A 23144-nucleotide genomic window follows, 5' to 3' on the forward strand; every position below is an offset into this window, starting at 1 on the left:
CAGGGTGCCTAAACCCGCTGGAGTTACTGAACGCCTGCGACCGTGGTCGAACCGTTCACCTGGATGTAGATCGGGTTGCTGTAGAACCACAGATCGGACCAGGCAGCCACGTCATAGGCAACCATCTTCTGGCCAGCGACCACTGGCAGGTGCGCTGGGCAGCCATCGATCGCGTTGCCGGTCAGGTTGCTGCCTGTGGTTGTGCACGCAATAGCCAGCTTGGTGAGGTCGCCGGCATTGGTGTACAGATCGGACAGGGGATTGCCGCTGGCGTCGGTCTCAAACGGTACGGAAGCGGGCAGGTTGGAGCCACGCAGACGCACATACTGGGAAGCCGATACCGCAGGGATCCGGAAAGTCATCTTCAGCAGCGACAGGTTGTTGGCTTGCACGGAGGTCCATGACGGCACGGTGCCTTGACCGTTGAAGGTCTTGATCACGCTGCTCGACATGTTCTTTGCCGCGGCAGGAACGACAGCCAGACCGGCAGTCGTACCGTTGGCAGCAAGCCAGGCGGTGTTGCGTGGCCATTCGCCTGCATAGTCGGCCGCTCCGGGCGTCTTGTAGCCGGTAACCATGCCGCGGATCAGATCAATGTGGTCGAGTACCGGCATGTTCAAAGGCTGATTGATACCAACTTGCATGAGCGACGGGTTGGAGAACGTATAGGGCGAGTAGTTGGCGCCATCGGGATCGTGCACCACAACCGAGACCACGATTTCTGCACCGGGACGCACAACCAGCTTCTCGCCCATGGTGGCGCAACCGCTGGTGTCAATGTCGGTGTTGTTGGAGGCCGCAGCCACTGCCAGTGCTTCCACCGAGGCGTCGGTGCGTTTGCCAAGACCGGCGTAGGATGCGCAGGCCACGAACGCCAGGCGATCGATCAGCTGGCCACTGGTAGCGAAGTTGTTGCCCGTGCGCAGGCCATCTACGATCTTCTGCGGACGCAGCTTGTCACCGTTGTTGCGCACCATGGTGTAGTTGCGCTGGTATTCACCCGGATAGAAGTCCTGGGTCGAGCGGCGGTCATCCGGGCCGAACGAGCCACGGTTGTGCCAGTCGGAACTGGCGAAGAACCAGAAATTGCGGCCTTCACCGAGCAAGGCATCCCACACGCCGCCAAGCTGCGCGCCATAGATGCCGGTGCCGCCATAGGTTGTGCCGCCGACCGAATCGGTTGCCACACCAGCGATGGTATTGCGCTTCACCTGGTACTCCCCGCGGTTGGCGGAAGCGCCATGGCCGGGCTGGGTCTCAAAGCCGAACGCGACCGTCGGAGCTGCATTGTTGAAGTTGCGCAGGTGTTCAATGTTGAAGCCGTTGTTGCCATCCGGATTGAACGGGCCGGCACGCTCCAGGTGGGCAGGAACGTAGTAGCTGCCGTTCGGATGGTTTTCCTTCATCCATTTCATGGCTTCAACGGTCTTCAAATGACCGAGCGTACCCACTCCGGCACCACTGGCAGGCATCAGTTTTTGAGCGGTGGCGTTCCAGCTGGCGTCAGCCGCGTTCGCGCTACCGGTGACCGAGCAATTCCAGTTGTTTCCAACGGTGGAGCCGGTGATGTTGCCGCGGCTGGTATCGGTATCGCCGCGGTCGAAGCAGTAGGACCATTGGGCCAGCGCTGTGGCGTTGCCAGCGGCAACGTAGCCGCCCAACGGGGTGTATCCAGGGACATTCAGGGGGGACGGAGTCTCGGTGGGAGCAGGCATCTGGCCCGTGATGACGGACATCGAAGAGTGCTCGTGACCGGCGACCACGGACTCCATGCCCAGGAACACGGGCAGGTTTTTCTGTTCAGACAGGTGCTCCAGCACCTGGTACTGCACTTCCTGCATGGATTGCCAGCGCCACATGTTGCGGTTGGGTGTGGTGCCGTTGGCATTGCCCTTGATCGCGGCAGCGCCGATGCTGTTTTCCCAGGTCGTAGTCGGGCCTTTGCCTGCCACAAACGGATAGGCGGGTGTTTCGAGCGTCGCGTCTTCTACCAGCGAACAATTGCGGCTGCCGTTGCCACCGTGCCCGGCCTGCACAAACCAGTCGAGACCCCAGGGTGTCTCGGTCTTGTCGGTGACTTTCTTGACCAGCTTCTGCATCGAGATCGAGCCGTCCGAGCAGGTCGTGTGGTTGTGGAAATCGCCTGCGACGTATTTGCCCGGGACCTTGGTACCGGCCAGCACCTGGGGCGCTGCGAGCAGCGTGGCGCTTCCGATGAAGGCGGCAACAGCCAGGGAAACCTGTCGTTTGTTGAATTGGATAGCCATTTGAATTGTTCCTTGTCGGTGTTGGGGGGATCAGGCGGTTGCTTTTTGCTTGCGACGAACCACGGCACCAATCAGGCCCAGGCCGACGAACATCAGGGACAGCATTTCGGGTTCTGGAACCGCGGCGACGTTGTCCAGCGCGGCCACATTGGCAGTCTGGGTCAGGTCAAACGACAGGGCCGTTCCGCTGAACGAGAAGGTGGCGTTGTTCCACACGCTGTAGGCGCCATCGGTAGCCGCCATATCAAACGAACCCAGCAGCGTGCCCGTGCCATTGAGACCGGAGTAGGCCTTGATGGCGCCAGTGATGGCTTCCGGGCTGCTGTAGAAGAATGACAGGCTGTTGTCGACTCCGCCCGCCACGTTCATGAAGGAGGTCGTGTTGAATACGCCGTCGAGCTGTACGGAAGCGGTTCCCAAGGGGCTTGGGGCGTTGGCATAGTAGTCGCCGTTCAAGAGACCACCCAGGCCATCGCCGTTGGAGAGGCCCAGAACGTTGGTGAAGGACACGCCAGCCGCCGCGTAGGTGTTGTCCACGGCCTCGCCGTAGGCCCAAGTCTTCTCGAAGTCGACCGAGAACGGTGTGGATGCAAACGCGGGTGCAGCAGCGAACAGCGCAGCAGCAGCCATGGAAATCAGTTTTAACTTCATGAGTAACTCCAGATGTTTATAAATTGCGCATCACACACGGCTACGGTGGTAGTCATTTGGGAATCGCTGAGACGGGATCTCTTTCCCACATCTGCTAATTTAGGCGGCTACTGTTACAACTTGCTACGCGCCTGCCGGGCTGCGCATCGTTCTTTCGGCTGTCTATTTCATCGGTTGACTGCGCCTTTATCTCCAGCGGCCGTGGCGCTGCTGAGAAAGAGTTGGGCCATGTGCAGGCCCTCATGCCGCAAGTTGGAGCACGCTTTGGGCGAAGTGACGCGCGCCGGTAGCGATCGACTGGCAACTAGTCAACTGAGACCGAACGGGACTTCATAAGGCTAAGTTCTCCTGCGTGGGATTGCAGGGCTTGGCAGATGTTGTTGCACCCTCAGGAGGGAGCAGTGCAGCACTGGCACGGTGCCTCTCTTGCGTTGACAAGGCCGTATGCGTTCAGTTGGGCGGCGGGGTCAGTAGATGGAATCGCGCCGGGCCTGTGGCGCTAGCTACGCTGCTATTGCCGGTGCAGGTTGCACCTGCATGGGATGCGCCTTGAATTTCAATTGGGCCTGCCACACGTCATAGGCGCTTTGCTCTGCCAACCACACGCGGGCCTCACCGCCGCGCTCAACGCCCAGCCAGGCCTCGATGCGCAGCGCCATTTCCGGCGAAATAGCAGCCCGGCCATTGAGCATGCGGGAGAGCGCCACACGGGACACGCCCAACTGAGCGGCAGCCTGGGTGACATTGAGACCCAGCGCAGGCAATACATCCTCCCGCAGCGTCAAGCCAGGATGAGGGGGATTGAACATTCGCACCATTGTCATTTCTGCTTTGTCAGTGGTAGTCCTGATAGTTCACCAAGATGGCATCCTGGCCTTCAAAGGTGAAGGTCATGCGCCAATTGCCATTCACCGACACCGACCAATGTCCTTTTTGATCACCCTGCAGTGGATGCAGGGACCAGCCAGGCAGGTTCATATTTTCAACGCTTTGCGCAAAAACTGTGCGAATTTTGCGGCCGGGTAAAATCCCCTCACCCAAAGCCCGTTCACCAACAGGGCGCAGGACTCTGATCAGTCCGGCATCGGCCCAACCACCCCCGAACCCACTGTTATTCCATGCCAGCCCCGGCGCTGGCGGCCTACCTTTTGATACTTCTCCTGCTATGGCGCAAGCCCTGAAGCGCAACGCTTTTCACAGCTCCCGGCTGGTCCGCCTGCTCACCGACATGGGTTCGGTGGACGCGGCTGCGCCCGGCTCTGCGTTTGCCGAAAAGCTGAGCCTGTGGGTGGACTACACCGATGCCATTGCCCTGTGCGCGGTGCACAGCCCCGGGCCTGCAGGCGCGGGCGCGGCATCGCTTGCCAAGGCTGCAAGCCCCCTTCCCGCCTCTGCCTACCAGACCGTGGCTGATGCCTTTGCCAAGCTGCGCAGCAAGCTCGAGCGCGGCATCGGCACCAGCCCCCTGCCCGATGACGTGAGCGGCGCCTTCGAGCCCTACCGCCGCTACTACCTGGCGCACCAGCACGACATGGAAGACAGCGTGGGCCCCCTGCGAGCCCGCGTGCGCGAGGTGCTGCTGCGCGCCACGCCGGAACTCAAGCAACTGGCCACGCTGGACGCGGCGCTGGACGGCATTCTGTGCGCGCGCGAAAGCCGCCTGCTCTCCACCCTGCCCATGCTGCTGCAAAGGCGCTTTGCGCATTTGCACAAGGCACACCAACAACAACTTCCACTGGCCGAGACCACAGCGGGCGACACCGCTGAGCCCGACGCCAGCGAGCGCTGGCTGCAAGCCGGTGGCTGGCTGGCGCGCTTTCGCCAGGAAATGCAAACCGTGCTGCTGGCCGAACTCGATGTTCGCCTGCAGCCCACGCTGGGGCTTCTGGAAGCCCTGCACCACAAGACCAACAACACACCATGAACAAACACCTTTTTACCGGACTCTTTTTGCTGGGCGCAGCCGCGCTCTTGTGGGTAGGCGCAGGCTTTGTGGCCGGTCACACTCTGGCCCTGGTGGTCACCCTGGTGATTGCCGCGGTGTACTGTTTTGGCGCGCGCGAGCTCTACCGCTTCCGCCAGGCCACCCAGAGCCTGAGCCAGGCGCTGGCCCACATCCCCGATGGGCTGGCCGAGCTGGGTGGCTGGCTGGGTGCGGTGCATGCCTCGCTGCAGACGCCGGTGCGCCTGCGCATCGAGGGCGAGCGCATCAGCCTGCCCGGCCCGGCGCTCACGCCCTATCTGGTGGGCCTGTTGGTGATGCTGGGCATGCTGGGCACGTTTCTGGGCATGATGGTCACGCTCAACGGCGCGGTGTTTGCGCTGGAAGGCACGGCCGATCTGGCCGCCATACGCGCCGCCTTTGCCACGCCCATCAAGGGCCTGGGCCTGGCCTTTGGCACTTCGGTGGCGGGCGTGGCCTCGTCGGCGGTGCTGGGCCTGCTGTCGGCGCTGAGCCGGCGCGAGCGCCTGCAGGCCGCCCAGTTGCTGGACCAGAAAATTGCCACACAGCTACGCGGCTTTTCTCTTACCCACCAGCGCCAGGAAGCCTACCAGGCGCTGCAATTGCAATCGCAGTCGCTGCCCCTGGTGGTGGACAAGCTGCAGGCCCTGATGGAGCAGATGGGCAGCATGCAGCAGCAGCTCAACGAGCGCCTGCTGGGCAACCAGGAGCGTTTTCACAGCGAGACTCAGGCTGCCTACACCGGGCTGGCCAGCGCAGTGGACCAGTCGCTGCGCCAGAGCATGGCGCAGAGCGCGCAGGCCGTGGGCGAGAGCATCAAGCCGGTGGTGGAAGCCGCGATGGCCGGCATGGCGCTGGAGAGCAGAAACCTGCAGACGGGTCTGGTGGACAGCACGCAGCAGCAGCTCGAAGCCCTGTCCGCACGCCTGGCCGCCAATAGCAGCACAGCCGCCGAGACTCTGCAGCACAACCTGACCCAAGCGCAGGCCGAACAGGCCCAAGCGGACCAACAACGCCTGGCCGCATGGACCACTTCGCTGCAGGGCATGGCAGACAATCTGCAACAGAGCTGGCAGCACAGCGGCGAGCAGACCCTGGCGCGCCAGCAGCAGATCTGCGCCACCCTGGAACAGACCGCAGCGCAGGTGGGCACCACCCTGCAGCAGACCGTGCAGCAGCTCGGCGAACACAGCCAGACCCACGCCACCCAGACGTTGGCGGCCATCAGCGGCCTGCTGGGCAGCTCCGAGGAACTGGTGCGCACCCGCATCCAATCGGAAGCAGAGTGGTCCCAGGCGCAAGGCGAGCGCATGGACCAGATGGCCACCTTGCTGCAGCGCGAACTGGGCGCCCTGCGCGAGCAGGAAGCCCAACGCGGCCTGGCCGCCGTGGAGCGCCTGGGCGAACTGCAGACCGCACTGACCGGCCACCTGAGCACCCTGGGCATGGCCCTGGAGGCGCCGATTGCGCGGCTGATAGAAACCGCGTCCGAGGCCCCGCGCGCCGCTGCCGAAGTGATTGGCAAGCTGCGCCAGGAGGTCAACCACAGCGTGGCCCGCGACAACGAACTGCTGGAAGAACGCGGCCGCATTCTGGAGACCCTCAACACCCTGATGGCGTCCATGAACCATGCCGCACACGAGCAGCGCGCGGTGATCGATACGCTGGTGGCCTCCTCTGCGGCGGCCCTGTCGCAAGCGGGCAGCGCCTTTGGCCAGCAGGTGGAAACGGAAGCCGCCAAGCTCTCGGACATTGCGGCCCAGGTGACCAGCGGCGCGGTGGAAGTCTCCAGCCTGGGCGAGGCCTTTGGCCTGGCGGTGGGCTCGTTTGGCGAGGCCAATGCCAAGCTGATAGCCGGGCTGCAGCGCATTGAAGGTGCGCTGGACAAATCAATGGCGCGCAGCGACGAGCAGCTGGCCTACTACGTGGCCCAGGCGCGCGAGGTGATTGACCTGAGCATCATGTCGCAGAAGGACATCGTCCAAGAATTGCGCCAGCTGGCCAGCCAGCAGGCCGCCCTGAACGAAGAGGCCGCGTGATGGACGAGCACGATGCAGGCCTGGAGCAGACCGCGCCGGTGTGGGCGGTGTTTGGCGACCTGATGTCGGGCCTGCTGGGCGCCTTTGTGCTGCTGCTGGTGGGCGTGATGGTGGTGCAGCTGCAACTCACCAGCAGCCTGGAAGACGAGGTGAAAAAACGCCAGATAGAGGAGCAGCGCCGCATCAGCCTGGAGCAGGCCCTGGCCATACCGCTGGCCAGTGGGCGCATCACGCTCAACAACGGGCGCATTGGCATCAGCGGGCGGCTGCTGTTTTCGCTCAACTCCGACCAGCTCGCACCCGAGGGCCGCAAGCTGCTCAACAGCCTGGTGCCGCCACTCAAGACCTACCTGGGCGCGCGTGAGCAGATGCTGATGGTCAGCGGCTTTACCGACGACCATTCCATCCGCAGCCGCAACAGCCAGTTCGCCGACAACTGGGAGCTCTCGGCCCAGCGCGCACTCACCGTCACACGCGCGCTGATCGAGGAAGGCATGCCCTCATCGCTGGTGTTTGCCGCAGCCTTTGGTTCCGAGCAGCCGGTCACACCGAATGTGAACGAGGCCGCGCGCGCGCAGAACCGGCGTGTAGAGATGGCGCCTGTGCCCCGGGCAAGCAATGCCAGCAAGACCAGCAATGCCAAGCCTGACGCTCCCTGATACCCAGCAGCAACTGGCTGCATTGCGCCAGGCCGGCGCCCAGCAGTTGGAGCCGGTGCGCCTGCATTTTGTGGAAGCACTGGCCCGCCGCGCCGAGGGCCATCAGGGCACGGTGCGGCGCCTGCTGGATGCCCGGCTGGCACAGGCCCTGGCCGAGCTGCAGGCGCGGCTTGTGCCTTCGCGTGAAGACGAAGCAGTGGTTGCGGCGGAAGCAGGTTCCGGCAGCCTCCTGGCCGAGCTGGTGCAGCGGCTGACCCACACGCCGTTGCCAATCAGCGAAGCACCGTTGGAAGCACGCCCCCACGAGGCCGAGGCGGGCAGCGAGCTCAAGTCCGTGCGCTACTTCCGCAACACCTGGTCCAAGCTCAGTGCCGACCAGCAGGTGGCCCGCGCGCTGGACCTGGCGCCCAAGAATGCCGGGCCCATCAACTCGCACATGCTGGTGCTGCGCTCGCTGGCCCTGATGCGCGACATATCGCCCGACTACCTGAACCGCTTCATGGCCTATGCCGATACCTTGCTGTGTCTGGAGCGCGGCCCAGCTGAAAGGCCTGCCAGTGGCAAGCCTGCCAGCGCGCGATCGGGCAACGCAGGGCCGGGCAAGCGCAAGGCCCGCTAGGCTTTTTTCTCGGGCACGCCCAGCTTCTTCAACATCCAGCCCATGGGGCAGACATTGGTGATGCCGAACTGGAACAGGTTGGCGCCCACAAAGGCCGTGAAGAACAGCCAGTAGTGCGACATGAACAGGGGGCTGGCGTCCACGCCAAAGGCCAGCGACAGCAAAATAAAACTTCCGGCAAAGAGGTGGATATAGCGGTCTACGGTCATGAAGTTCTCCGGTTGACGATGCGCCCTTGGTACAGCGCGAAATACAGCACCGGTATCACCACCAGCGTGAGCAGGGTGGACACCAGAATGCCAAAGATGAGCGAGATGGCCAGGCCGTTGAAGATCGGGTCATCCAGGATGAAGAAGGCGCCAATCATGGCGGCCAGGCCGGTGAGCACAATGGGCTGCGCGCGCACCACGGCTGACTGCAGCACGGCCGTCTTGAACGCCATACCCTGTGCCACCTGCAGCTCGATGAAGTCCACCAGCAAAATGGAGTTGCGCACGATGATGCCGGCCAGCGCAATCATGCCGATCATGCTGGTGGCGGTGAACTGCGAACCCAGCAATGCGTGCCCCGGCATCACGCCAATGAGGGTGAGCGGAATGGGCGCCATGATGACCAGCGGCGTGAGATAGCTCTTGAACTGCGCCACCACCAGCAGGTAGATCAGGATCAGGCCCACGCCATAGGCGGCACCCATGTCGCGGAAGGTGTCATAGGTGATTTGCGACTCGCCGTCCCACTTCAGCGCGTACTGGCGGTAGGTGTCGGTGGGCTGGTGGATCCAGTACTCACCCGGCGCCGCCTTCAGCTGTTTGTCGATGGTGGAACGGATGGCAAACAGGCCGTACAGGGGCGAGTCGAGCTTGCCCGCCATGTCACCGAACACATAGCTCACGCCCAGCATGTCCTTGGTGTAGAGCGGCTTGTCGATCACACCCATCTCCACTTGCACCAGCTCTGACAAGGGCACCAGTTGGCCGTTGGAACTTCGCAGGGGCAGCGCCAGAATCGCATCCAGCCCCACCTGGCTTTGCAGCGGCAACTGAATGCGCACCGGCACCGGGTATTTGGACTGGCCATCGTGCAGATAGGCCGCATCCGCCCCCGAGAGTGCCGAGGCCACGGTTTGCGCGATGGCGGCCACCGGTATGCCCAGGCTGTCCGCACGCTGGCGGCGCACGCGCAGGAAGGCACGCGGCGCGTCTTCGCGCAGGCTGGTGTCTATGGCCACGATGTCGGATGTGGCGGCAAAGGACTTCTGCACCTGTTGCGCCAGCTGCTGGCGACCGGCCTCGTCGGGCCCATAGATTTCGGCCACCAGCGGCGACATCACCGGCGGGCCGGGGGGCACTTCCACCAGCTTGATGCGCGCGTGTTGGGCCTGGCCGATGTGCTCCAGCGCCGGGCGCAGGCGCTGCGCGATGGCATGGCTTTTTTCGCTGCGGTGGTGCTTGTCCACCAGGTTCACCTGCAGGTCGCCCTGCTCGGCGTCGGCGCGCAGGTAGTACTGGCGCACCAGACCGTTGAAGGTGATGGGCGAGGCCGTACCCGCATAGGCCTGCAGGTTGACCACTTCCGGCTGTGCCGACAAAAAGGCACCCAGCGCCTGCAGCGTGGCGGCCGTGTCTTCCAGCGGTGTGCCCGCGGGCATGTCCACCACCACCTGGAACTCGCTCTTGTTGTCAAAGGGCAGCATCTTGAGCACCACCAGTTGCACCACAGCCAGGCCTACCGAGAGCAGCAGCGCACCCACAATGCCGGCCAGCAGCAGCCAGCGTTTGCGCGCGCTGTTCAGCAAGGGAGACAGGATGGCGTTGAAGAGGCGCTGCACTTTGGAGGCCTTGGCCTCACCCTGTTCTTGTTCTTTGCCGTGCGCTGCGTGGTTGCTGTGCTCGCGCATCAGCTTCAGCGCCAGCCACGGCGTGACGGTGAAGGCAATGGCCAGCGAGATCGCCATGCCCAGGCTGGAGTTGATGGGGATGGGGCTCATGTACGGCCCCATCAGGCCCGACACAAAGGCCATGGGCAGCAGGGCCGCAATGACAGTCAGGGTGGCCAGAATCGTGGGGCCACCCACCTCGTCCACGGCAGCCGGGATCAGGTCCTTGAGATGTGCGCCGGGATGGAGTTGCTGGTGGCGGTGGATGTTCTCGACCACCACAATCGCATCGTCCACCAGAATGCCGATGGAAAAGATCAGCGCAAACAGCGACACGCGGTTGAGCGTGAAGCCCCAGGCCCAGGAGGCAAACAGCGTGGCCGTGAGCGTCAGGATGACGGCCGCACCCACGATGATGGCTTCGCGCCGACCCAGCGCCAAGCCCACCAGCAGAATCACCGAGCCGGTGGCAAAGGCCAGCTTCTGGATCAGCTTGTTGGCCTTCTCGGCTGCCGTTTGGCCATAGTCGCGCGTGACGGTGGCCTGCACATTGGCGGGGATGACGGTGTTGCGCAGCGCGGCTATCCTGGCGCGCACGGCGGTAGACACATCCACGGCGTTTTCTCCGGGCTTCTTGGTGACCTGAAGGGTGACTGCCGGGTAGGACTGGCCGGTCTGGGCGGCAGCGTCCGCACCGGCTTCTTTCTCAGTGGCGGCACCCGGCGTGAACCACACATAGCTCCTGGGTTGCTGCGCACCTGCGCTCACCACGGCCACGTCGCGCAGGAACACCGGCTTGCCATTGCCCACACCCACCACCATGTCGGCCACGTCGTCGGCATTGCGCAGGAACTCACCGGCCTGCACGCTCAGCAGGTTGGCATTCGCAGCCGGGTTGAGCACCGCGCCCGCGGGCATGCCGTAGTTGGCCGCCGCCACCATTTTTTGCAGACCCAGAATATCGATGCCGCGCGCGCGCAGGCGTGCCGGGTCCACCTCGATCAACACCGCGCGGCCCGGGCCGCCCAGGGTCTTGACCTCGCGCACGCCGGGCACGGCCTTGACGTCCGCTTCCAGCGCGTGGGCCACGGTTTCCAGGTCCAGGGCAGAGCTGGTGTCTTTGGCCCACAGGGTGACGGCCACCACGGGCACATCGTCAATGCCCTTGGGTTTGACGATGGGGGTGAGCGTGCCCAGATCGCGCGGCAGCCAGTCCTGGTTGGCATTGAGCACGTCATACAGGCGCACCAGCGCTTCCGAATGCGCCACACCCACCTTGAACTGCACCGTCAGAATGGCCATGCCGGGCCGCGCCACCGAATAGGTGTGCTCAATGCCGGCCATCTGGCCCAGCACCTGCTCGGCCGGCTTGGCCACCATGTTCTGCACATCGGCACTGCTGGCCCCGGGGAAGGGGATCAGCACATTGGCCATGGTCACGTTGATCTGCGGCTCTTCCTCACGCGGCGTGACCAGCACCGCAAACAGGCCCAACAGCAGGGCCACCAGGGCCAGCAAGGGGGTGAGCGGGTTGCTCTGGAAAGCAGCAGCAATGCGGCCGGAAATACCGAGGCGTTGGGTGGGTGTCATGAACGGCTCACTGGGCTGCAGGAGCCGCATCGGGCTGGGCGGCGGCCACGGTATCGGTGGCCACGCGTTCACCGGCCTGCAGGCCAGCAAGCACTTCCACGCCCTGGCTGCCCCGGTCCGCACCCAGGCGCACCGCACGCAAGGCAAAGCGCTGCTTGTCCTGCACGTACACGGCCGTGAGCTCGCCGCGGCGGGCAATGGCCGAGGCGGGAACCAGCAGGCGGGTTGCTGCGGCATTGGCAGTGGCTGCATCCGCGCTCACAAAGCCCACGCGCACCTGCTGGCCGGGCACCAGCGCAGCGGCGGCCTGGGCTGGCAGGTCCAGGCGCCACTCGGTGGTTTGCGACACCGGGTCACTGGCGGGCACCTCCAGGCGGTTCAGCGGCGTTATGGCCTGGGCGGCACCGGCACTGTTGTCCACCCACACGGTGGTCTGCTTGGCCTGGCGCACGGCCAGGCTGCGCGACGCTGGCACCTGCACCACGGCGCGCAGGGGCTGGGGCGCGTACACCACCAACAGCGGCGTGCCGGGCACGGCCAGGTCACCGGCCTGGGCAAAGGTCTGCAGCACCCAACCGTCTATGGGCGCGCTCACACGGGTGAAGCCCTGCGCAATGCCGGACTGGCGCGCACTGGCCGTGGCCTGCTCGCGCTGCGCCTGGGCGGCCTGGTATTGGGTGTTGGCGGTGTCGAACGCAGCTTTGCTGACAAAGCCCTGGGCTTGCAGATTGCGGGTGCGCTCCATCTGGGCCTGCGCATTGCGCAGCTCGGCATCGGCCTGGTTGATCTGGGCTTGCGAGCGCTGCACGCCCACCTGGGCCTCGCGGTCATCGATGGTGGCCAGCAGCTGGCCTGCGCGGACCTTGTCCCCGGCCTTGGCGTTGAAGCTGGCGATGCGCCCGCTGGCCTGCGCCGCCACCGTGCTTTGCCGGGCAGCCTGCACCACGCCATCGAGCACATAGCTGCCTGCCGTGGCACTGCTTTGCACGGCCACGGTGGGCACGCCGCCGGCCTGTGCCAGCGCAGGCCAGGCCGTGGCCACGGCAGCCAGCAGGCCGAGTGCAACCGCCGCAATGGAAATGTTCGTCTGTTTCATGGGTACCCGCCTGAAGTTCGTTGCCTGGCTTGTCTTTGCGCAGTGTAACTTATACTGGTATGGGTATGCAAGACGTTCAGGAAATCCACTTTTTCCTTCTTGATGGCGTGCGCTTATTCACACACATAGATACAGGTATGGGTATGTGAAAACCAAGCGGCAACCGCCTGCGATACTGGGTGTGGCCTGGGTCTTGCTTGCCTTGGCATGCCGCCGCAAGGCCCACCCACAGACACACTGAAACATACGATGCGCTACCACACCACCCTGGGCGGCCAGGGCTTTCACTTCGAAGACTTGCGCCAGGTCATGGCCCATGCCAGCCCGGCCCGCTCGGGCGACTACCTGGCCGGCGTTGGCGCACAGACCGCGCAGCAGCGCATGGCCGCCCGCATGGTGCTGGCCGACCTGCCGCTGAAAGTGTTTCTCAATGAAGCCCTGATCCCCTACGAGAGCGACAACGTCACCCGCCTGATCCTGGACCGGCACAACGCCGCTGCCTTTGCCCCGGTGGCGCACCTGACGGTGGGCGACTTTCGCAACTGGCTGCTCAGCCGTGCCGCCACACCGGCGGTGCTGGCCGCGCTGGCACCGGGCCTGACACCCGAGATGGTGGCCGCCGTGAGCAAGCTCATGCGCAACCAGGACCTGATTCTGGTGGCGCGCAAGTGCCAGGTGGTCACGCGCTTTCGCAATACGCTGGGCCTGCCCGGTCACCTGGCCGTGCGCCTGCAACCCAACCACCCCACCGACGATGTGCGCGGCGTGGCCGCCTCGGTGCTGGACGGCCTGATGATGGGCGCGGGCGATGCGGTGATTGGCATCAACCCGGTGTCGGACAGCCAGGCCACGCTGGCCCGCCTGTGCCATCTGTTTGACGAGCTGATCCAGCGCTTCGAGATTCCCACCCAGGCCTGCGTGCTCACGCATGTGACCAACACCCTGCAGTTGATGGAAGCTGGCGTGCCGGTGGACCTGGTGTTCCAGTCCATAGGCGGCACCGAGATCACCAACCGCTCGTTTGGCGTCACCCCCGAATTGCTGGGTGAGGCCTGTGAGGCCGCCCGCGCCCTGAAGCGCGGCACGCTGGGAAACAACGTGATGTATTTCGAAACCGGCCAGGGCAGTGCACTGTCGGCCAACGGCCACGGCGGTGTGGACCAGCAGACCTGCGAGGCGCGCGCCTATGGCCTGGCGCGCTGCTACGAGCCGCTGCTGGTGAACACGGTGGTGGGCTTCATCGGCCCGGAGTATTTGTATGACGGCAAGCAGATCATCCGCGCCGGCCTGGAAGACCACTTCTGCGGCAAGCTGCTGGGCCTGCCCATGGGCTGCGACATCTGCTACACCAACCACGCCGAGGCAGACCAGGACGATATGGACACCCTGAGCGTGCTGCTGGCCAATGCCGGGCTGAACTTTTTGATCGGCGTGCCCGGGGCCGACGACATCATGCTCAACTACCAGAGCACCTCGTTCCACGACGCGCTGTTCCTGCGCGAGATCACCGGCCTCAAGCGCGCGCCCGAGTTTGAAGCCTGGCTGCAGCGCCAGCGCATTACCGACATCGGCGAAGCGCTGTTGGATGGGGCAGACGCACAGCTGCTCATCAGCGGCCTGCAGCACATGAACGACACGGCGGAGGCCGCATGAGCCAGGCCCCCACTGCACCTGCGTTGACCTTGCCGGTACTGGCCGAGAGCCCTTCCGTCACCCCCATGCCCTGGAGTGGCTGGCGCAGCGCCACCGCTGCGCGCATTGCGCTGGGCCGCGCCGGTGTCTCCATCCCCACCGATGAGGCGCTCCGCTTTGGCGTGGCGCACGCCATGGCGCGCGACGCCATCCACACGCCCCTGGATGTGACCAGCCTGCGCGCCCAGTTGCACGCCGCAGGCCACGCCGTGGTGAGCGCGCACAGCTGCGCTACCGACCGCACCACCTACCTGCGCCGCCCGGACCTGGGGCGCCAGCTCGACCCTGCCGATATGGAGCACCTGCGCACCCTGGCCGCCGAGCAAGAGCGCGCGCCCGAGCTGTGCATCGTGGTGGGTGACGGACTCTCTTCCTTGGCCGTGCAGCGCCATGCCGTGCCCCTGATTGCCGCCCTGCTGCCGCAGCTCGCACCCGGCACGCTCGTGGCGCCGGTGGTACTGGTGCAGCAAGCCCGCGTGGCCGTGGCCGACGATGTGGGCGAGGCCCTGCGGGCACGCCTGTGCGTCATCCTCATCGGCGAGCGCCCGGGCCTGAGCTCACCCGACAGCCTTGGCATTTACCTCACCCACGCACCCCGGCGCGGGCGCCATGATGCCGAGCGCAACTGCATCTCCAACGTGCGGCCCGAAGGCCTGTCGTACGCGGTGGCCGCGCACAAGCTGGCCTGGCTGATTGCGCAGTCGCTCAGCCTGGGGCAGAGCGGCATCGCACTCAAGGACGAGAGCGAGGGTGTGGAGCGGCTGGGCTGACGGGCTCCTGCTTTTTCAGGGCCCGCCGCACCGTCGGCAACACCTCGCTGGCCAGCAGTTCAATGGCCTGCGCCACCTTGGCAAAGGGCAAGCCGCCAATGTCGATTTGCGCCAGAAAGCGCTGGTGGCCAAAGAGTTCGTGCTCGTAGAGGATCTTGTCGGCAATCTCCTGCGGGCTGCCCACAAACAGCGAGCCGTGCGGGCTGGCCAGTTGCGCGTAGTCGCTGCTGGAAATCTCCCAACCGCGGTCACGCTGCGGCAGGTTGTGGCGCATGTAGTGGGTGTAGTGCGGGAAGAATGTGTCACGCGCCACCTGTGAATCCCTTTGCACATGCAGGTGGCCGGAAATGGCCACCTTTAAATCCGCTGGCGCATGACCGGCGGCCAGACCGGTCTTGCGGTACAGGTCAATAAAGGGCTTGAAGCGCGCGGGCTCGCCGCCGATGTTGGCCAGGTTCAGCGGCAGGCCGGCTTGCCCCGCACGCACCGCGCTTTGCGGTGTGCCACCGGCACCAATCCAGATGGGCAGTTTGCGGGACGGACGCGGCGACACTTCCTGCGCGTTCAGCGCGGGGCGGAATGCGCCTTCCCAAGTGATGCGCTCCGTGTCACGCAGCTTGAGCAGCAGCTCCAGCTTTTCGTTGTAGAGCGCCTCGTAGTCCTGCAAGGCATAGCCAAACAGCGGGAAGGACTCGGTGAAGGCACCGCGCCCGGCCATCAGCTCGGCGCGTCCGCCCGAGAGCAGGTCCAGCGTGGCAAAGTCCTCGAACACCCGCACCGGGTCGGCCGAGCTCAGGATGGTCACCGCACTGCTCAGGCGGATGGTGCGGGTAGCCGTGGCCAGCGCCCCCAGCACCACGGTGTGGGCCGATACCGCGTAGTCCGAGCGGTGGTGCTCACCCACGCCAAACACGTGCAGCCCGGCCTCATCGGCCAGCTTTGCAGCCGCCACGATTTCCTGCAGGCGCTGCTGCGCGGCCTGCGGCCCGCGCGCACCGGCGGGGAGGTCCCCAAAGGTGTAGATGCCGATTTCCATGGGGGTCCTGTTCCTTTCGATGCGCGTAGTTGCTGCGGGCTTAGTTGCCCAGGCCAAGTTGCTTCATGAAGTCCTGGTTGTCCCAGAACAGCCACTCGTGGTCCATGGTCTTGCCGCTCCAATGGCCGATGGTAGCCATGCCGATGGCAAAGCGCTTGCCGGTGGGCGCAATGCTCTTGCCATCGCCAATGGGCATGGGCTTGGTGAAGGTGCCGGTCATGACGCCGGTGACCGAGGTCCAGGAGCCCGAGCCAAAGCGGATGGGGTGCTCCTTGATGGTGATGTCGGGGGCAAACACGAACATGGCTTTGAGGTCATCGGTGTGGTGGTCCAGGCCCTTGGTCTCATGGCCGTCGGGCCAGGTCACCACGATATCGGTGGCATGGCTTTCCTTCAGACGGTCCCATTTCTGGTTGCTGAAGACATCGAAGTCCAGGTTGTCAAAAACCTTCAGGTTGCGCTCCACTTTGGGCGCCTGCTTTTCGTGCTTGGGGGCCGGCGTGGCGGGGTTCTCGGCCGGGGTCTGGGCAGCAGCCAGGCCCAGGGTGGAGAGGGCTGCGGCGGCGATGAGGGATTTGAACAAAGCGTGTGTCATGGTGATTTCCTTTTTTAAGCTGCGAGTGTTTTTGTGTGGCAGGTGCTGCGCTTATGCGCCCACCCAGGCCGGTGCGATGCCGGTGCCGCGGCCTGCGCCGTAGCCGAAGTAAATATTCAGGCCGGCCAGCGGCTCCAGGTAGCGGGCGTTCTTCAGGCCACCGGCGTCTGCCGTGGCAAAGCCCAGGCTCTCGGCCAGGGACTTGACGGTTTGCTTGGCGCGTTCGGAATCGCTGGCGAAGAACACGGTGGCTTTGCTGCCATCGGCCAGGGTGGCACCTCGGGCCAGCACCTGGGCAAACAGGGTGTTGAAGGCCTTGACCACCAGCGCGCCGGGCACCGCCTTGGCAATCTCTTCGGCAGCCGAGCTGCTGTGGCCCAGGGTCAGGCCCATGTAGTCGGGCGTCAGGGGGTTGGTGATGTCCACCACCACTTTGCCTTGCAGGTCACCGACCGACTGCAGGGCCGACACGGCATCCGCGTAGCCGGTGGCCAGGACAATTACATCCTTGCCATCGGCAGCTGCGGCTGTGGGCACGGCTTTGACACCGGGGTATTGGGCGGCCAAGGCGTCAACCTTTGCCGCGTCACGTGCGGTGATGCTGACCTGGTGGCCGGCTGCGCTGAGTTGTTTGACGAAGGCGGAGCCCATGTTGCCGGTGCCGATAACGAGAACTTGCATACGATTTCCTTTCAGGGTTTGGTAGATCACTTCAGTGCCTTCACTGCGTTGTTGGAAGGCATGGGTGAACTGTATTTGTTGCAGCCTGCAAGATAAATATGCTTCAATAGCATTCACTATTCCGATATTCAGAACAAATGGACAAATTCCTGGAAATGAAGACCTTTGCAGCCGTGGTGGACGGCGGCAGTTTTGTACAGGCGGCCGATGCGCTTGCCATGTCCAAGCCGGCCGTGTCGCGCCATGTGGCCGAGTTGGAGCAGCGCCTGGGCGTGCGGCTTTTGCAGCGCACCACGCGCAAGCTCTCGCTCACCGAAGAGGGGCGGCTGTTCTATGGCCGCTGCAAGACCGTGCTGGCGGATGTGGAAGTGGCCGAGGAAGAGATCACCGCGCAGTCGGTGGCGGTGAAGGGGCTCATCAAGGTGAATGTGCCGGTGTCCTTTGGTCTGCTGGAGCTGGCGCCGCTGTGGCCCGACTTCATGGCCAAGTACCCGGAGGTGGAGCTGGACATCACCCTGGCCGACCGCATTGTGGACCTGGTGGAGGAAGGCTATGACCTGGCGGTGCGCATTGCGCGCCTGCCCAACTCCACCCTGGTGAGCCGCAAGCTCGCGTCCACCCGGCTGGTGCTGTGTGCCTCACCCGGCTACCTGCGCCGGCACGGCAAGCCCAAACACCCGTCCGAGCTGACCGCTCACGCGGTGCTGTCTTACAGCCTGCTGGCCAGCGGCGACCAATGGAGTTTTGAAGGGCCCGAAGGGCCTGTGGTAGTAACCGTCAAGCCGGTGCTGCGCACCAACAGCGGCGACACCTGCATTGCCGCAGCCCGCAAGCACAAAGGCGTGGTGCTGCAGCCCTCTTTCATGGTGAATGCCGATCTGCAAAGCGGCGCGCTGGTGGAGCTGATGCCCGACTACCGCGCCATCACCTTCGACATCTTTGCCGTCTACCCCACGCGCCAGTATGTGTCGCCCAAGGTGCGGGCCTTGATTGATTTCCTGGCCCGGGCCCTCAAAAACACGCCCTGATGGGATAGACCTGCAGCTGTCTTACTTGGCCGTAGGCATCACAAACTCGGCACCCTTGCCAATGCTCTCGGGCCAGCGCTGCATGATGGACTTTTGCTTGGTGTAGAAGCGCACGCCCTCTTCGCCGTAGGCGTGCATGTCGCCAAACAGGCTCTTTTTCCAGCCGCCAAAACCGTGCCAGGCCATGGGCACGGGAATCGGCACGTTGATGCCGACCATGCCGACCTGGATGCGGCGGCTGAATTCACGCGCCACGTTGCCGTCGCGGGTGAAGCAGGAGACACCGTTGCCAAACTCATGCGCGTTGATCAGGTCCACGGCCTCGGCCAGGTCTTTCACGTGCACGCAGGACAGCACGGGGCCAAAGATCTCTTCCTTGTAGATCTTCATGTCGGCGGTGACGTTGTCAAACAGCGTGCCGCCCATCCAGAAGCCCTTGTCGCAACCCGCACCTGCCGCAGCTCCGCTGAAGTTGCGGCCGTCGTGCAGCAGGGTGGCACCTTCGCTCACGCCCTGGGCGATGTAGCCGGTGATGCGGTCATGCGCAGCCTGGGTGACGATGGGGCCCATCTCGGCGGCCAGGTTCATGCCGTCCAGCACCTTGAGGGTCTTGGTGCGCTCCAGCAGCTTGGGAATCAGGCGCTCGGCCACATCACCCACGAGCACGGCCACGCTGATGGCCATGCAACGCTCGCCAGCCGAGCCGTAACCGGCGCCGATCAGCGCGTCCACGGCCTGGTCGATGTCGGCATCGGGCATGACCACCATGTGGTTCTTGGCGCCGCCCAGGGCCTGCACGCGCTTGCCGTGGTGGGCACCGACTTCATAAATGCGGTTGGCAATGGGTGTGGAGCCTACAAAGCTGATGGCCTTCACGTCCGGGTGCTCAAGCAGCGCGTCCACGGCTTCCTTGTCGCCTTGCACCACGTTGAACACGCCATCGGGCAGACCGGCTTCTTTGAACAGGTCGGCAATCATCAGGCTGGCGCTGGGGTCCAGGGGGCTGGGCTTGAGGACAAAGGTGTTACCTGCGGCAATAGCCACCGGGAACATCCACATGGGCACCATCACGGGGAAGTTGAACGGCGTGATGCCGGCCACTACACCCAGGGGCTGGCGCAGGGTCCAGTTGTCGATGCCGGTGCTCACTTGGTCGGTGAAGTCACCCTTGAGGAGCTGGGAGATGCCGCAGGCGAATTCCACAATGTCGATGCCGCGGGCCACTTCACCCTGCGCGTCGGTGAACACCTTGCCGTGCTCGGCGGTGATGACGCGGGCGAACTCGTCCTTCTTGGCGTTGAGCAGTTCCAGGAACTTGAACATGACGCGGGCGCGGCGGATAGGGGGCGTGTCGGCCCACTTGGGGAAGGCGGCGGCAGCGCTGGCCACGGCGGCATTCACATCGGCCTGATTGCCCAGGCGCACCTGGCGCGCCACGGCGCCTGTGGCGGGGTTGTAGACGGCCTGGGTACGGGTGCTGCTGCCGGTGGTGCGCGCACCCTGGATGTACTGGGCTACTTCGGTGGAGTCGGTGTAGGGGGTCATGAATCAGGGCCTCAAAGTGTGGGGGGGGTGGCTGGGGTCGGCTTGCAGTGTAGGGGGCCATGCCGCAAATGAAAAGCGCGCGGGCTTGAATTCATTGTTCAATATGGTGAACAATGCTGCCATGAAAGCACAAAAGGTTGAATCGTTGTGGAGCCACATCTACTGGCTCTCCACCCTGGCCAGCCAGGGCAGTTACACGGCGGCGGCCGAGCGCCTGAATGTGAGCAAGGCCGCCATGAGCCAGCGCATTGCCGAGCTCGAACGCATTGCCGGCGTGGCCCTGGTGCAGCGCACCACGCGCAGCGTGCGCCTGACCGAAGCCGGCCAGCGGCTGGTGGAGGAAACACAAGGGTCCTTCGAGCACATCGCGCAGAGCTTTGACCAGGTGCGCGACATGGCCGAGGCGCCGCGCGGGCTGGTGCGCATCACCGCACCCGTGGCCTTTGCCCGGCAGCAGCTGGTGCCGCAGTTGCCGGCGTTCTTCAAGGAGTTCCCGGACATTCGCATTGAGCTCGACATGTCTGACCGCTTGCGCTCGCTGGGCAAGGAGGGCTTTGACCTGGCCATACGCCATGCTGATTCGCCGCCCGAAACCCATGTGGCCTGGCCCCTGTGCAAGACCGAGACGCTGCTGGTGGCCACACCCGGCTATCTGCGCAAGGCGCCGCAGCTCAAGGAGCCCGCCGACCTGCGGCTGCACAACTGCCTGCACTACCCCCGCGTCAACGAGAGCCCGGCCTGGTCATTCCAGGCACGCGCAGGCAAGGCCAGCGAGGCACCGGTAACGGTGCAGGTGTCGGGCAGGCTGGCCGCCAACAACAGCGAGTCGTTGCGCGATGCGGCCCTGGCCGGGCTGGGCATTGCCCTCTTGCCCGACTTCACGGCGCAGTCGCATCTGCAGTCCGGCAAGCTGGTATTGGTGCTGCCCAAATGGCGCAGCGTGCGCGCGTTTGCCGAACATCTGTACGTGATACGCCCCTACACCCCGCATGTGCCGCGCACGGTGTCCATGCTGGTGGCACACCTGCGCCAGAGCTTTGCAGGGGGCTTTGGCCAGACACCCCCGGCGCAGTGACGCACGCGTGGTGCCAACATTTGGTGGCATTTGCACCAGGGATGTTGCAATTGGCAACGGGTTTGCAGAGGGTGCCGGGGCTAGTATCCATTCCCTCTACTGAATGAAAGAACACAGATGTCCATGCAAGCCCCCTTCTTTGGCAAACGCCCCGCAGACCCGGTCCTTTCCCGCCCCAGCCAGGCCCAGCCCGTTGGCATGTCAGGCGCCAGCACCGGCGCAGCGGCTGCACCGCTTGCCAGCCCTGCACCTGTGCCCATGGCCGCGCCTGTTGTTGCGCCTGTTGTCGACACTGTGGCTGCAGCATCGTTCTCATCAGCGCCCACCAAGGAAGGCGGCAGCAAGCTCACCGTGGGGCCCAACATCAAGCTCAAGGGCGTGGAAATTACCGACTGCGACACCCTGGTGGTAGAGGGCACAGTGGAGGCCACGATGGATTCGCGCGTCATGCATATCACTGAGATCGGAGCCTTCAAGGGCTCGGCCGAAATCGACTATGCCGAGATACACGGTGAGTTCAACGGCGATTTGACGGTGCGCGAAAAGCTGGTGATCTATGCCACCGGACGCGTGATCGGCAAGATCCGCTACGGCAAGCTGGTGATTCAAGAGGGCGGCCAGATGACGGGCGACATTCAGTTTGGCGCAGCCAGCAAGACCCGTGAATTGCCCGTTGCAAAGATGGGGCTGATCAACGCCGCGTAGTCGCTGGGTGAAAGCTTGTTTGCATGGGGCATGCAGCCTTTGGATGGGGCGAGCTTTCAACCGGTGGATGGGGCGTGGGTGGCGGCTGCTCTGTGGAGGCGGACGATGGGGGTCAGGGTATCGCCCTTGCATCAAGATGGAGAACATCAACTTTTAGGCTGGTTCCAGCCGTTCAAGGCTATTGCGCCACGGGCAGGACCCGCCCCATTGCGGTCGGTCGCTGGCTGCGAAAACAGCCGCTCAGCGATCAAGCTATCTGCAAAACTACTACGCAGAGATTGAGCGGTATCTTGGTGCTTTGCATGGCTAGGCATGCTTCCTCGAATCAGGCCAAACGTGTCATGGGTGACATCAAAAGGATGGGGTAATCCCCAAGAATCACGCCTTCGGAACCTAGCGTCGCGTGCTGCGAGTTGCCCGTGTGTTCGATGCTCGTAGAACGCCGGCGGGGTCAGCCGGGCGTATGGAGATTTGGCACCAGTCTCAGTCCAGGGAATAAGGGGCGCGTCTAATCACAGTCTCCGATACGCCGCAGCAATAGCTCAGACTTCGTTCCATCAGGGCCTAGATGATGGCCATTGCTGTTGTCTTTAGAAGTTATGGATAGGCGGACTTCTGTCTGAGTTGTCACAACAGAAACATGAGAGTCATAGCCCGGTTCGCATTGCATTCGCCAGGATAGGGAATCTCTTTGCACTTTAACCTCAGACACCCCACACGTCATACCCAATTCTGCGTTTCTCGCTTTGCTTGCTGTTGGTGAGAGGTCCGGCATCTGCTTGAAGGATTCCGCCGTTAGGCAGCTCAATTCCGTGGGTTGTTCCAACGGAGCATAGGCCTTGGCGCGAAAGTCGTAGATAACCGTGGTGAAACGCTTCTCCCACTTGCCAGAAAGTGGTGTTTGCTGCGCCAACGGCATTGTTGGCATGCTCAGGATTGCTGCCAGTAAAACTGCGAAGAACTGTTCTTTGGTGGTCATGTGTGCATTGCCCTACAAAGTGCGGCGTCCGCGCATAACGACGCCACAGCGGATACTTTCATTGCATTATGAACATCTGTGCACCGGCCAACCATCCCTCAAATGGGGGATTCAGTGCCCGCTTTCGAGCCGAGAATCGGGTGACTGCTCCTGGCCGAGGCTGTGTGGAAACATTATTTTTGACAATGTCGGCAAGCTGCGTTGCCAGACAGCGAGTGGATTTTCGTTAGTGCATCAGCCGATGTCGCACAAGAGGTCCTATGTCGTTGCAATGGCCT

The 23144-nt window shown here is 63.8% G+C and carries 21 protein-coding genes; 9 read left to right on the forward strand and 12 right to left on the reverse strand.

From position 1 onward, the window contains the following. Nucleotides 1-23 precede the first annotated feature (23 nt). The 4 genes from DIC66_RS16725 to DIC66_RS16740 form a co-directional block, all read right to left on the reverse strand. On the reverse strand, nucleotides 24-2267 hold the full coding sequence (locus DIC66_RS16725; RefSeq protein ID WP_117179231.1) for a CehA/McbA family metallohydrolase domain-containing protein: 2244 nt from the start codon (nucleotides 2265-2267) through the stop codon (nucleotides 24-26). 30 nt (nucleotides 2268-2297) lie between these two features. Further along, the gene (locus tag DIC66_RS16730; protein ID WP_117179232.1) at nucleotides 2298-2918 is read right to left on the reverse strand and encodes a PEP-CTERM sorting domain-containing protein; all 621 of its coding nucleotides are present in this window, start codon (nucleotides 2916-2918) and stop codon (nucleotides 2298-2300) included. Between the two features lie 503 nt (nucleotides 2919-3421). Then, entirely contained in the window at nucleotides 3422-3736 is a 315-nt protein-coding gene (locus DIC66_RS16735; protein ID WP_117179233.1) for a HigA family addiction module antitoxin, read from the reverse strand. 16 nt (nucleotides 3737-3752) lie between these two features. Continuing rightward, nucleotides 3753-3947 carry a type II toxin-antitoxin system RelE/ParE family toxin gene (locus tag DIC66_RS16740; RefSeq protein ID WP_420820500.1) on the reverse strand — a complete coding sequence of 65 codons (195 nt, stop codon included), beginning with the start codon at nucleotides 3945-3947 and terminating at the stop codon, nucleotides 3753-3755. Between the two features lie 136 nt (nucleotides 3948-4083). On the opposite strand from DIC66_RS16740, the gene DIC66_RS16745 reads away from it, so the two are divergent. The 4 genes from DIC66_RS16745 to DIC66_RS16760 are packed head-to-tail and all read left to right on the forward strand — an operon-like array spanning nucleotide 4084 to nucleotide 8198. Beyond that, on the forward strand, nucleotides 4084-4842 hold the full coding sequence (locus DIC66_RS16745) for a DUF3348 domain-containing protein (RefSeq protein WP_117179235.1): 759 nt from the start codon (nucleotides 4084-4086) through the stop codon (nucleotides 4840-4842). Next, nucleotides 4839-6920 carry a hypothetical protein gene (locus tag DIC66_RS16750; RefSeq protein ID WP_117179236.1) on the forward strand — a complete coding sequence of 694 codons (2082 nt, stop codon included), beginning with the start codon at nucleotides 4839-4841 and terminating at the stop codon, nucleotides 6918-6920. Before DIC66_RS16745 ends, DIC66_RS16750 begins: the two co-directional genes overlap by 4 nt. Beyond that, entirely contained in the window at nucleotides 6920-7579 is a 660-nt protein-coding gene (locus tag DIC66_RS16755) for an OmpA family protein (protein ID WP_117179237.1), read from the forward strand. Before DIC66_RS16750 ends, DIC66_RS16755 begins: the two co-directional genes overlap by 1 nt. Continuing rightward, the gene (locus DIC66_RS16760; RefSeq protein WP_158558932.1) at nucleotides 7557-8198 is read left to right on the forward strand and encodes a DUF2894 domain-containing protein; all 642 of its coding nucleotides are present in this window, start codon (nucleotides 7557-7559) and stop codon (nucleotides 8196-8198) included. Before DIC66_RS16755 ends, DIC66_RS16760 begins: the two co-directional genes overlap by 23 nt. Here DIC66_RS16760 and DIC66_RS16765 read toward each other — a convergent pair. Genes DIC66_RS16765 through DIC66_RS16775 form a run of 3 tightly spaced genes read right to left on the reverse strand, consistent with a single transcriptional unit; the run spans nucleotide 8195 to nucleotide 12760 of the window. Further along, entirely contained in the window at nucleotides 8195-8407 is a 213-nt protein-coding gene (locus tag DIC66_RS16765; RefSeq protein WP_117179239.1) for a YgaP family membrane protein, read from the reverse strand. The genes DIC66_RS16760 and DIC66_RS16765 overlap by 4 nt on opposite strands. Further along, nucleotides 8404-11664, reverse strand: coding sequence for an efflux RND transporter permease subunit (locus tag DIC66_RS16770; RefSeq protein ID WP_117179257.1), 3261 nt, complete (start codon nucleotides 11662-11664; stop codon nucleotides 8404-8406). The genes DIC66_RS16765 and DIC66_RS16770 overlap by 4 nt, the downstream gene beginning before the upstream one ends. Before the next feature lie 7 nt (nucleotides 11665-11671). Continuing rightward, nucleotides 11672-12760, reverse strand: coding sequence for an efflux RND transporter periplasmic adaptor subunit (locus DIC66_RS16775; RefSeq protein ID WP_117179240.1), 1089 nt, complete (start codon nucleotides 12758-12760; stop codon nucleotides 11672-11674). A gap of 249 nt (nucleotides 12761-13009) precedes the next feature. On the opposite strand from DIC66_RS16775, the gene DIC66_RS16780 reads away from it, so the two are divergent. After that, nucleotides 13010-14413: an ethanolamine ammonia-lyase subunit EutB gene (locus DIC66_RS16780; protein WP_117179258.1), complete on the forward strand. Its 1404-nt coding sequence runs from the start codon at nucleotides 13010-13012 to the stop codon at nucleotides 14411-14413. Beyond that, entirely contained in the window at nucleotides 14410-15222 is an 813-nt protein-coding gene (gene eutC, locus DIC66_RS16785) for an ethanolamine ammonia-lyase subunit EutC (protein ID WP_117179241.1), read from the forward strand. Before DIC66_RS16780 ends, eutC begins: the two co-directional genes overlap by 4 nt. Here eutC and DIC66_RS16790 read toward each other — a convergent pair. The 3 genes from DIC66_RS16790 to DIC66_RS16800 are packed head-to-tail and all read right to left on the reverse strand — an operon-like array spanning nucleotide 15185 to nucleotide 17534. After that, nucleotides 15185-16258: an LLM class flavin-dependent oxidoreductase gene (locus tag DIC66_RS16790; RefSeq protein WP_117179242.1), complete on the reverse strand. Its 1074-nt coding sequence runs from the start codon at nucleotides 16256-16258 to the stop codon at nucleotides 15185-15187. The two genes, eutC and DIC66_RS16790, sit on opposite strands and share 38 nt — an antisense overlap. Nucleotides 16259-16298: 40 nt before the next feature. After that, on the reverse strand, nucleotides 16299-16853 hold the full coding sequence (locus DIC66_RS16795) for an ester cyclase (RefSeq protein ID WP_117179243.1): 555 nt from the start codon (nucleotides 16851-16853) through the stop codon (nucleotides 16299-16301). 51 nt (nucleotides 16854-16904) lie between these two features. Further along, entirely contained in the window at nucleotides 16905-17534 is a 630-nt protein-coding gene (locus tag DIC66_RS16800; protein WP_117179259.1) for an NADPH-dependent F420 reductase, read from the reverse strand. Between the two features lie 137 nt (nucleotides 17535-17671). On the opposite strand from DIC66_RS16800, the gene DIC66_RS16805 reads away from it, so the two are divergent. Next, a complete protein-coding gene (locus DIC66_RS16805; RefSeq protein WP_117179244.1) occupies nucleotides 17672-18562 on the forward strand; it encodes a LysR family transcriptional regulator in 891 nt (296 codons plus the stop codon). A 21-nt stretch (nucleotides 18563-18583) separates the two neighbouring features. Here DIC66_RS16805 and DIC66_RS16810 read toward each other — a convergent pair whose 3' ends face one another. Next, nucleotides 18584-20107, reverse strand: coding sequence for a CoA-acylating methylmalonate-semialdehyde dehydrogenase (locus DIC66_RS16810; protein ID WP_117179245.1), 1524 nt, complete (start codon nucleotides 20105-20107; stop codon nucleotides 18584-18586). Nucleotides 20108-20228: 121 nt separating this feature from the next. Between DIC66_RS16810 and DIC66_RS16815 the strand changes: the two genes are divergently transcribed. Both DIC66_RS16815 and DIC66_RS16820 read left to right on the forward strand, forming a co-directional pair. Then, a complete protein-coding gene (locus tag DIC66_RS16815; RefSeq protein WP_117179260.1) occupies nucleotides 20229-21182 on the forward strand; it encodes a LysR family transcriptional regulator in 954 nt (317 codons plus the stop codon). Nucleotides 21183-21299: 117 nt separating this feature from the next. Then, nucleotides 21300-21887 (forward strand): bactofilin family protein, encoded by a 588-nt coding sequence (locus tag DIC66_RS16820; RefSeq protein ID WP_117179246.1) that lies wholly within the window; start codon nucleotides 21300-21302, stop codon nucleotides 21885-21887. Between the two features lie 508 nt (nucleotides 21888-22395). Here the strand turns inward: DIC66_RS16820 and DIC66_RS22960 are convergent. Next, a complete protein-coding gene (locus DIC66_RS22960; protein ID WP_147321343.1) occupies nucleotides 22396-22866 on the reverse strand; it encodes a DUF3617 domain-containing protein in 471 nt (156 codons plus the stop codon). Nucleotides 22867-23144 lie beyond the last annotated feature (278 nt).

Origin of the sequence: Rhodoferax lacus (assembly GCF_003415675.1) — a bacterium.
Classification (GTDB): Bacteria; Pseudomonadota; Gammaproteobacteria; order Burkholderiales; family Burkholderiaceae_C; genus Allorhodoferax; species Allorhodoferax lacus.

Excerpts from the sequence above, each read along its gene's own strand:
- DIC66_RS16725 (WP_117179231.1), bottom strand. The coding sequence starts at position 2,267 with ATGGCTATCCAATTCAACAAACGACAGGTTTCCCTGGCTGTTGCCGCC.
- DIC66_RS16730 (WP_117179232.1), bottom strand. The coding sequence starts at position 2,918 with ATGAAGTTAAAACTGATTTCCATGGCTGCTGCTGCGCTGTTCGCTGCT.
- DIC66_RS16735 (WP_117179233.1), bottom strand. The coding sequence starts at position 3,736 with ATGGTGCGAATGTTCAATCCCCCTCATCCTGGCTTGACGCTGCGGGAG.
- DIC66_RS16745 (WP_117179235.1), top strand. The coding sequence starts at position 4,084 with ATGGCGCAAGCCCTGAAGCGCAACGCTTTTCACAGCTCCCGGCTGGTC.
- DIC66_RS16750 (WP_117179236.1), top strand. The coding sequence starts at position 4,839 with ATGAACAAACACCTTTTTACCGGACTCTTTTTGCTGGGCGCAGCCGCG.
- DIC66_RS16755 (WP_117179237.1), top strand. The coding sequence starts at position 6,920 with ATGGACGAGCACGATGCAGGCCTGGAGCAGACCGCGCCGGTGTGGGCG.
- DIC66_RS16760 (WP_158558932.1), top strand. The coding sequence starts at position 7,557 with ATGCCAAGCCTGACGCTCCCTGATACCCAGCAGCAACTGGCTGCATTG.
- DIC66_RS16765 (WP_117179239.1), bottom strand. The coding sequence starts at position 8,407 with ATGACCGTAGACCGCTATATCCACCTCTTTGCCGGAAGTTTTATTTTG.
- DIC66_RS16770 (WP_117179257.1), bottom strand. The coding sequence starts at position 11,664 with ATGACACCCACCCAACGCCTCGGTATTTCCGGCCGCATTGCTGCTGCT.
- DIC66_RS16775 (WP_117179240.1), bottom strand. The coding sequence starts at position 12,760 with ATGAAACAGACGAACATTTCCATTGCGGCGGTTGCACTCGGCCTGCTG.
- DIC66_RS16780 (WP_117179258.1), top strand. The coding sequence starts at position 13,010 with ATGCGCTACCACACCACCCTGGGCGGCCAGGGCTTTCACTTCGAAGAC.
- eutC (WP_117179241.1), top strand. The coding sequence starts at position 14,410 with ATGAGCCAGGCCCCCACTGCACCTGCGTTGACCTTGCCGGTACTGGCC.
- DIC66_RS16790 (WP_117179242.1), bottom strand. The coding sequence starts at position 16,258 with ATGGAAATCGGCATCTACACCTTTGGGGACCTCCCCGCCGGTGCGCGC.
- DIC66_RS16795 (WP_117179243.1), bottom strand. The coding sequence starts at position 16,853 with ATGACACACGCTTTGTTCAAATCCCTCATCGCCGCCGCAGCCCTCTCC.
- DIC66_RS16800 (WP_117179259.1), bottom strand. The coding sequence starts at position 17,534 with ATGCAAGTTCTCGTTATCGGCACCGGCAACATGGGCTCCGCCTTCGTC.
- DIC66_RS16805 (WP_117179244.1), top strand. The coding sequence starts at position 17,672 with ATGGACAAATTCCTGGAAATGAAGACCTTTGCAGCCGTGGTGGACGGC.
- DIC66_RS16810 (WP_117179245.1), bottom strand. The coding sequence starts at position 20,107 with ATGACCCCCTACACCGACTCCACCGAAGTAGCCCAGTACATCCAGGGT.
- DIC66_RS16815 (WP_117179260.1), top strand. The coding sequence starts at position 20,229 with ATGAAAGCACAAAAGGTTGAATCGTTGTGGAGCCACATCTACTGGCTC.
- DIC66_RS16820 (WP_117179246.1), top strand. The coding sequence starts at position 21,300 with ATGTCCATGCAAGCCCCCTTCTTTGGCAAACGCCCCGCAGACCCGGTC.
- DIC66_RS22960 (WP_147321343.1), bottom strand. The coding sequence starts at position 22,866 with ATGACCACCAAAGAACAGTTCTTCGCAGTTTTACTGGCAGCAATCCTG.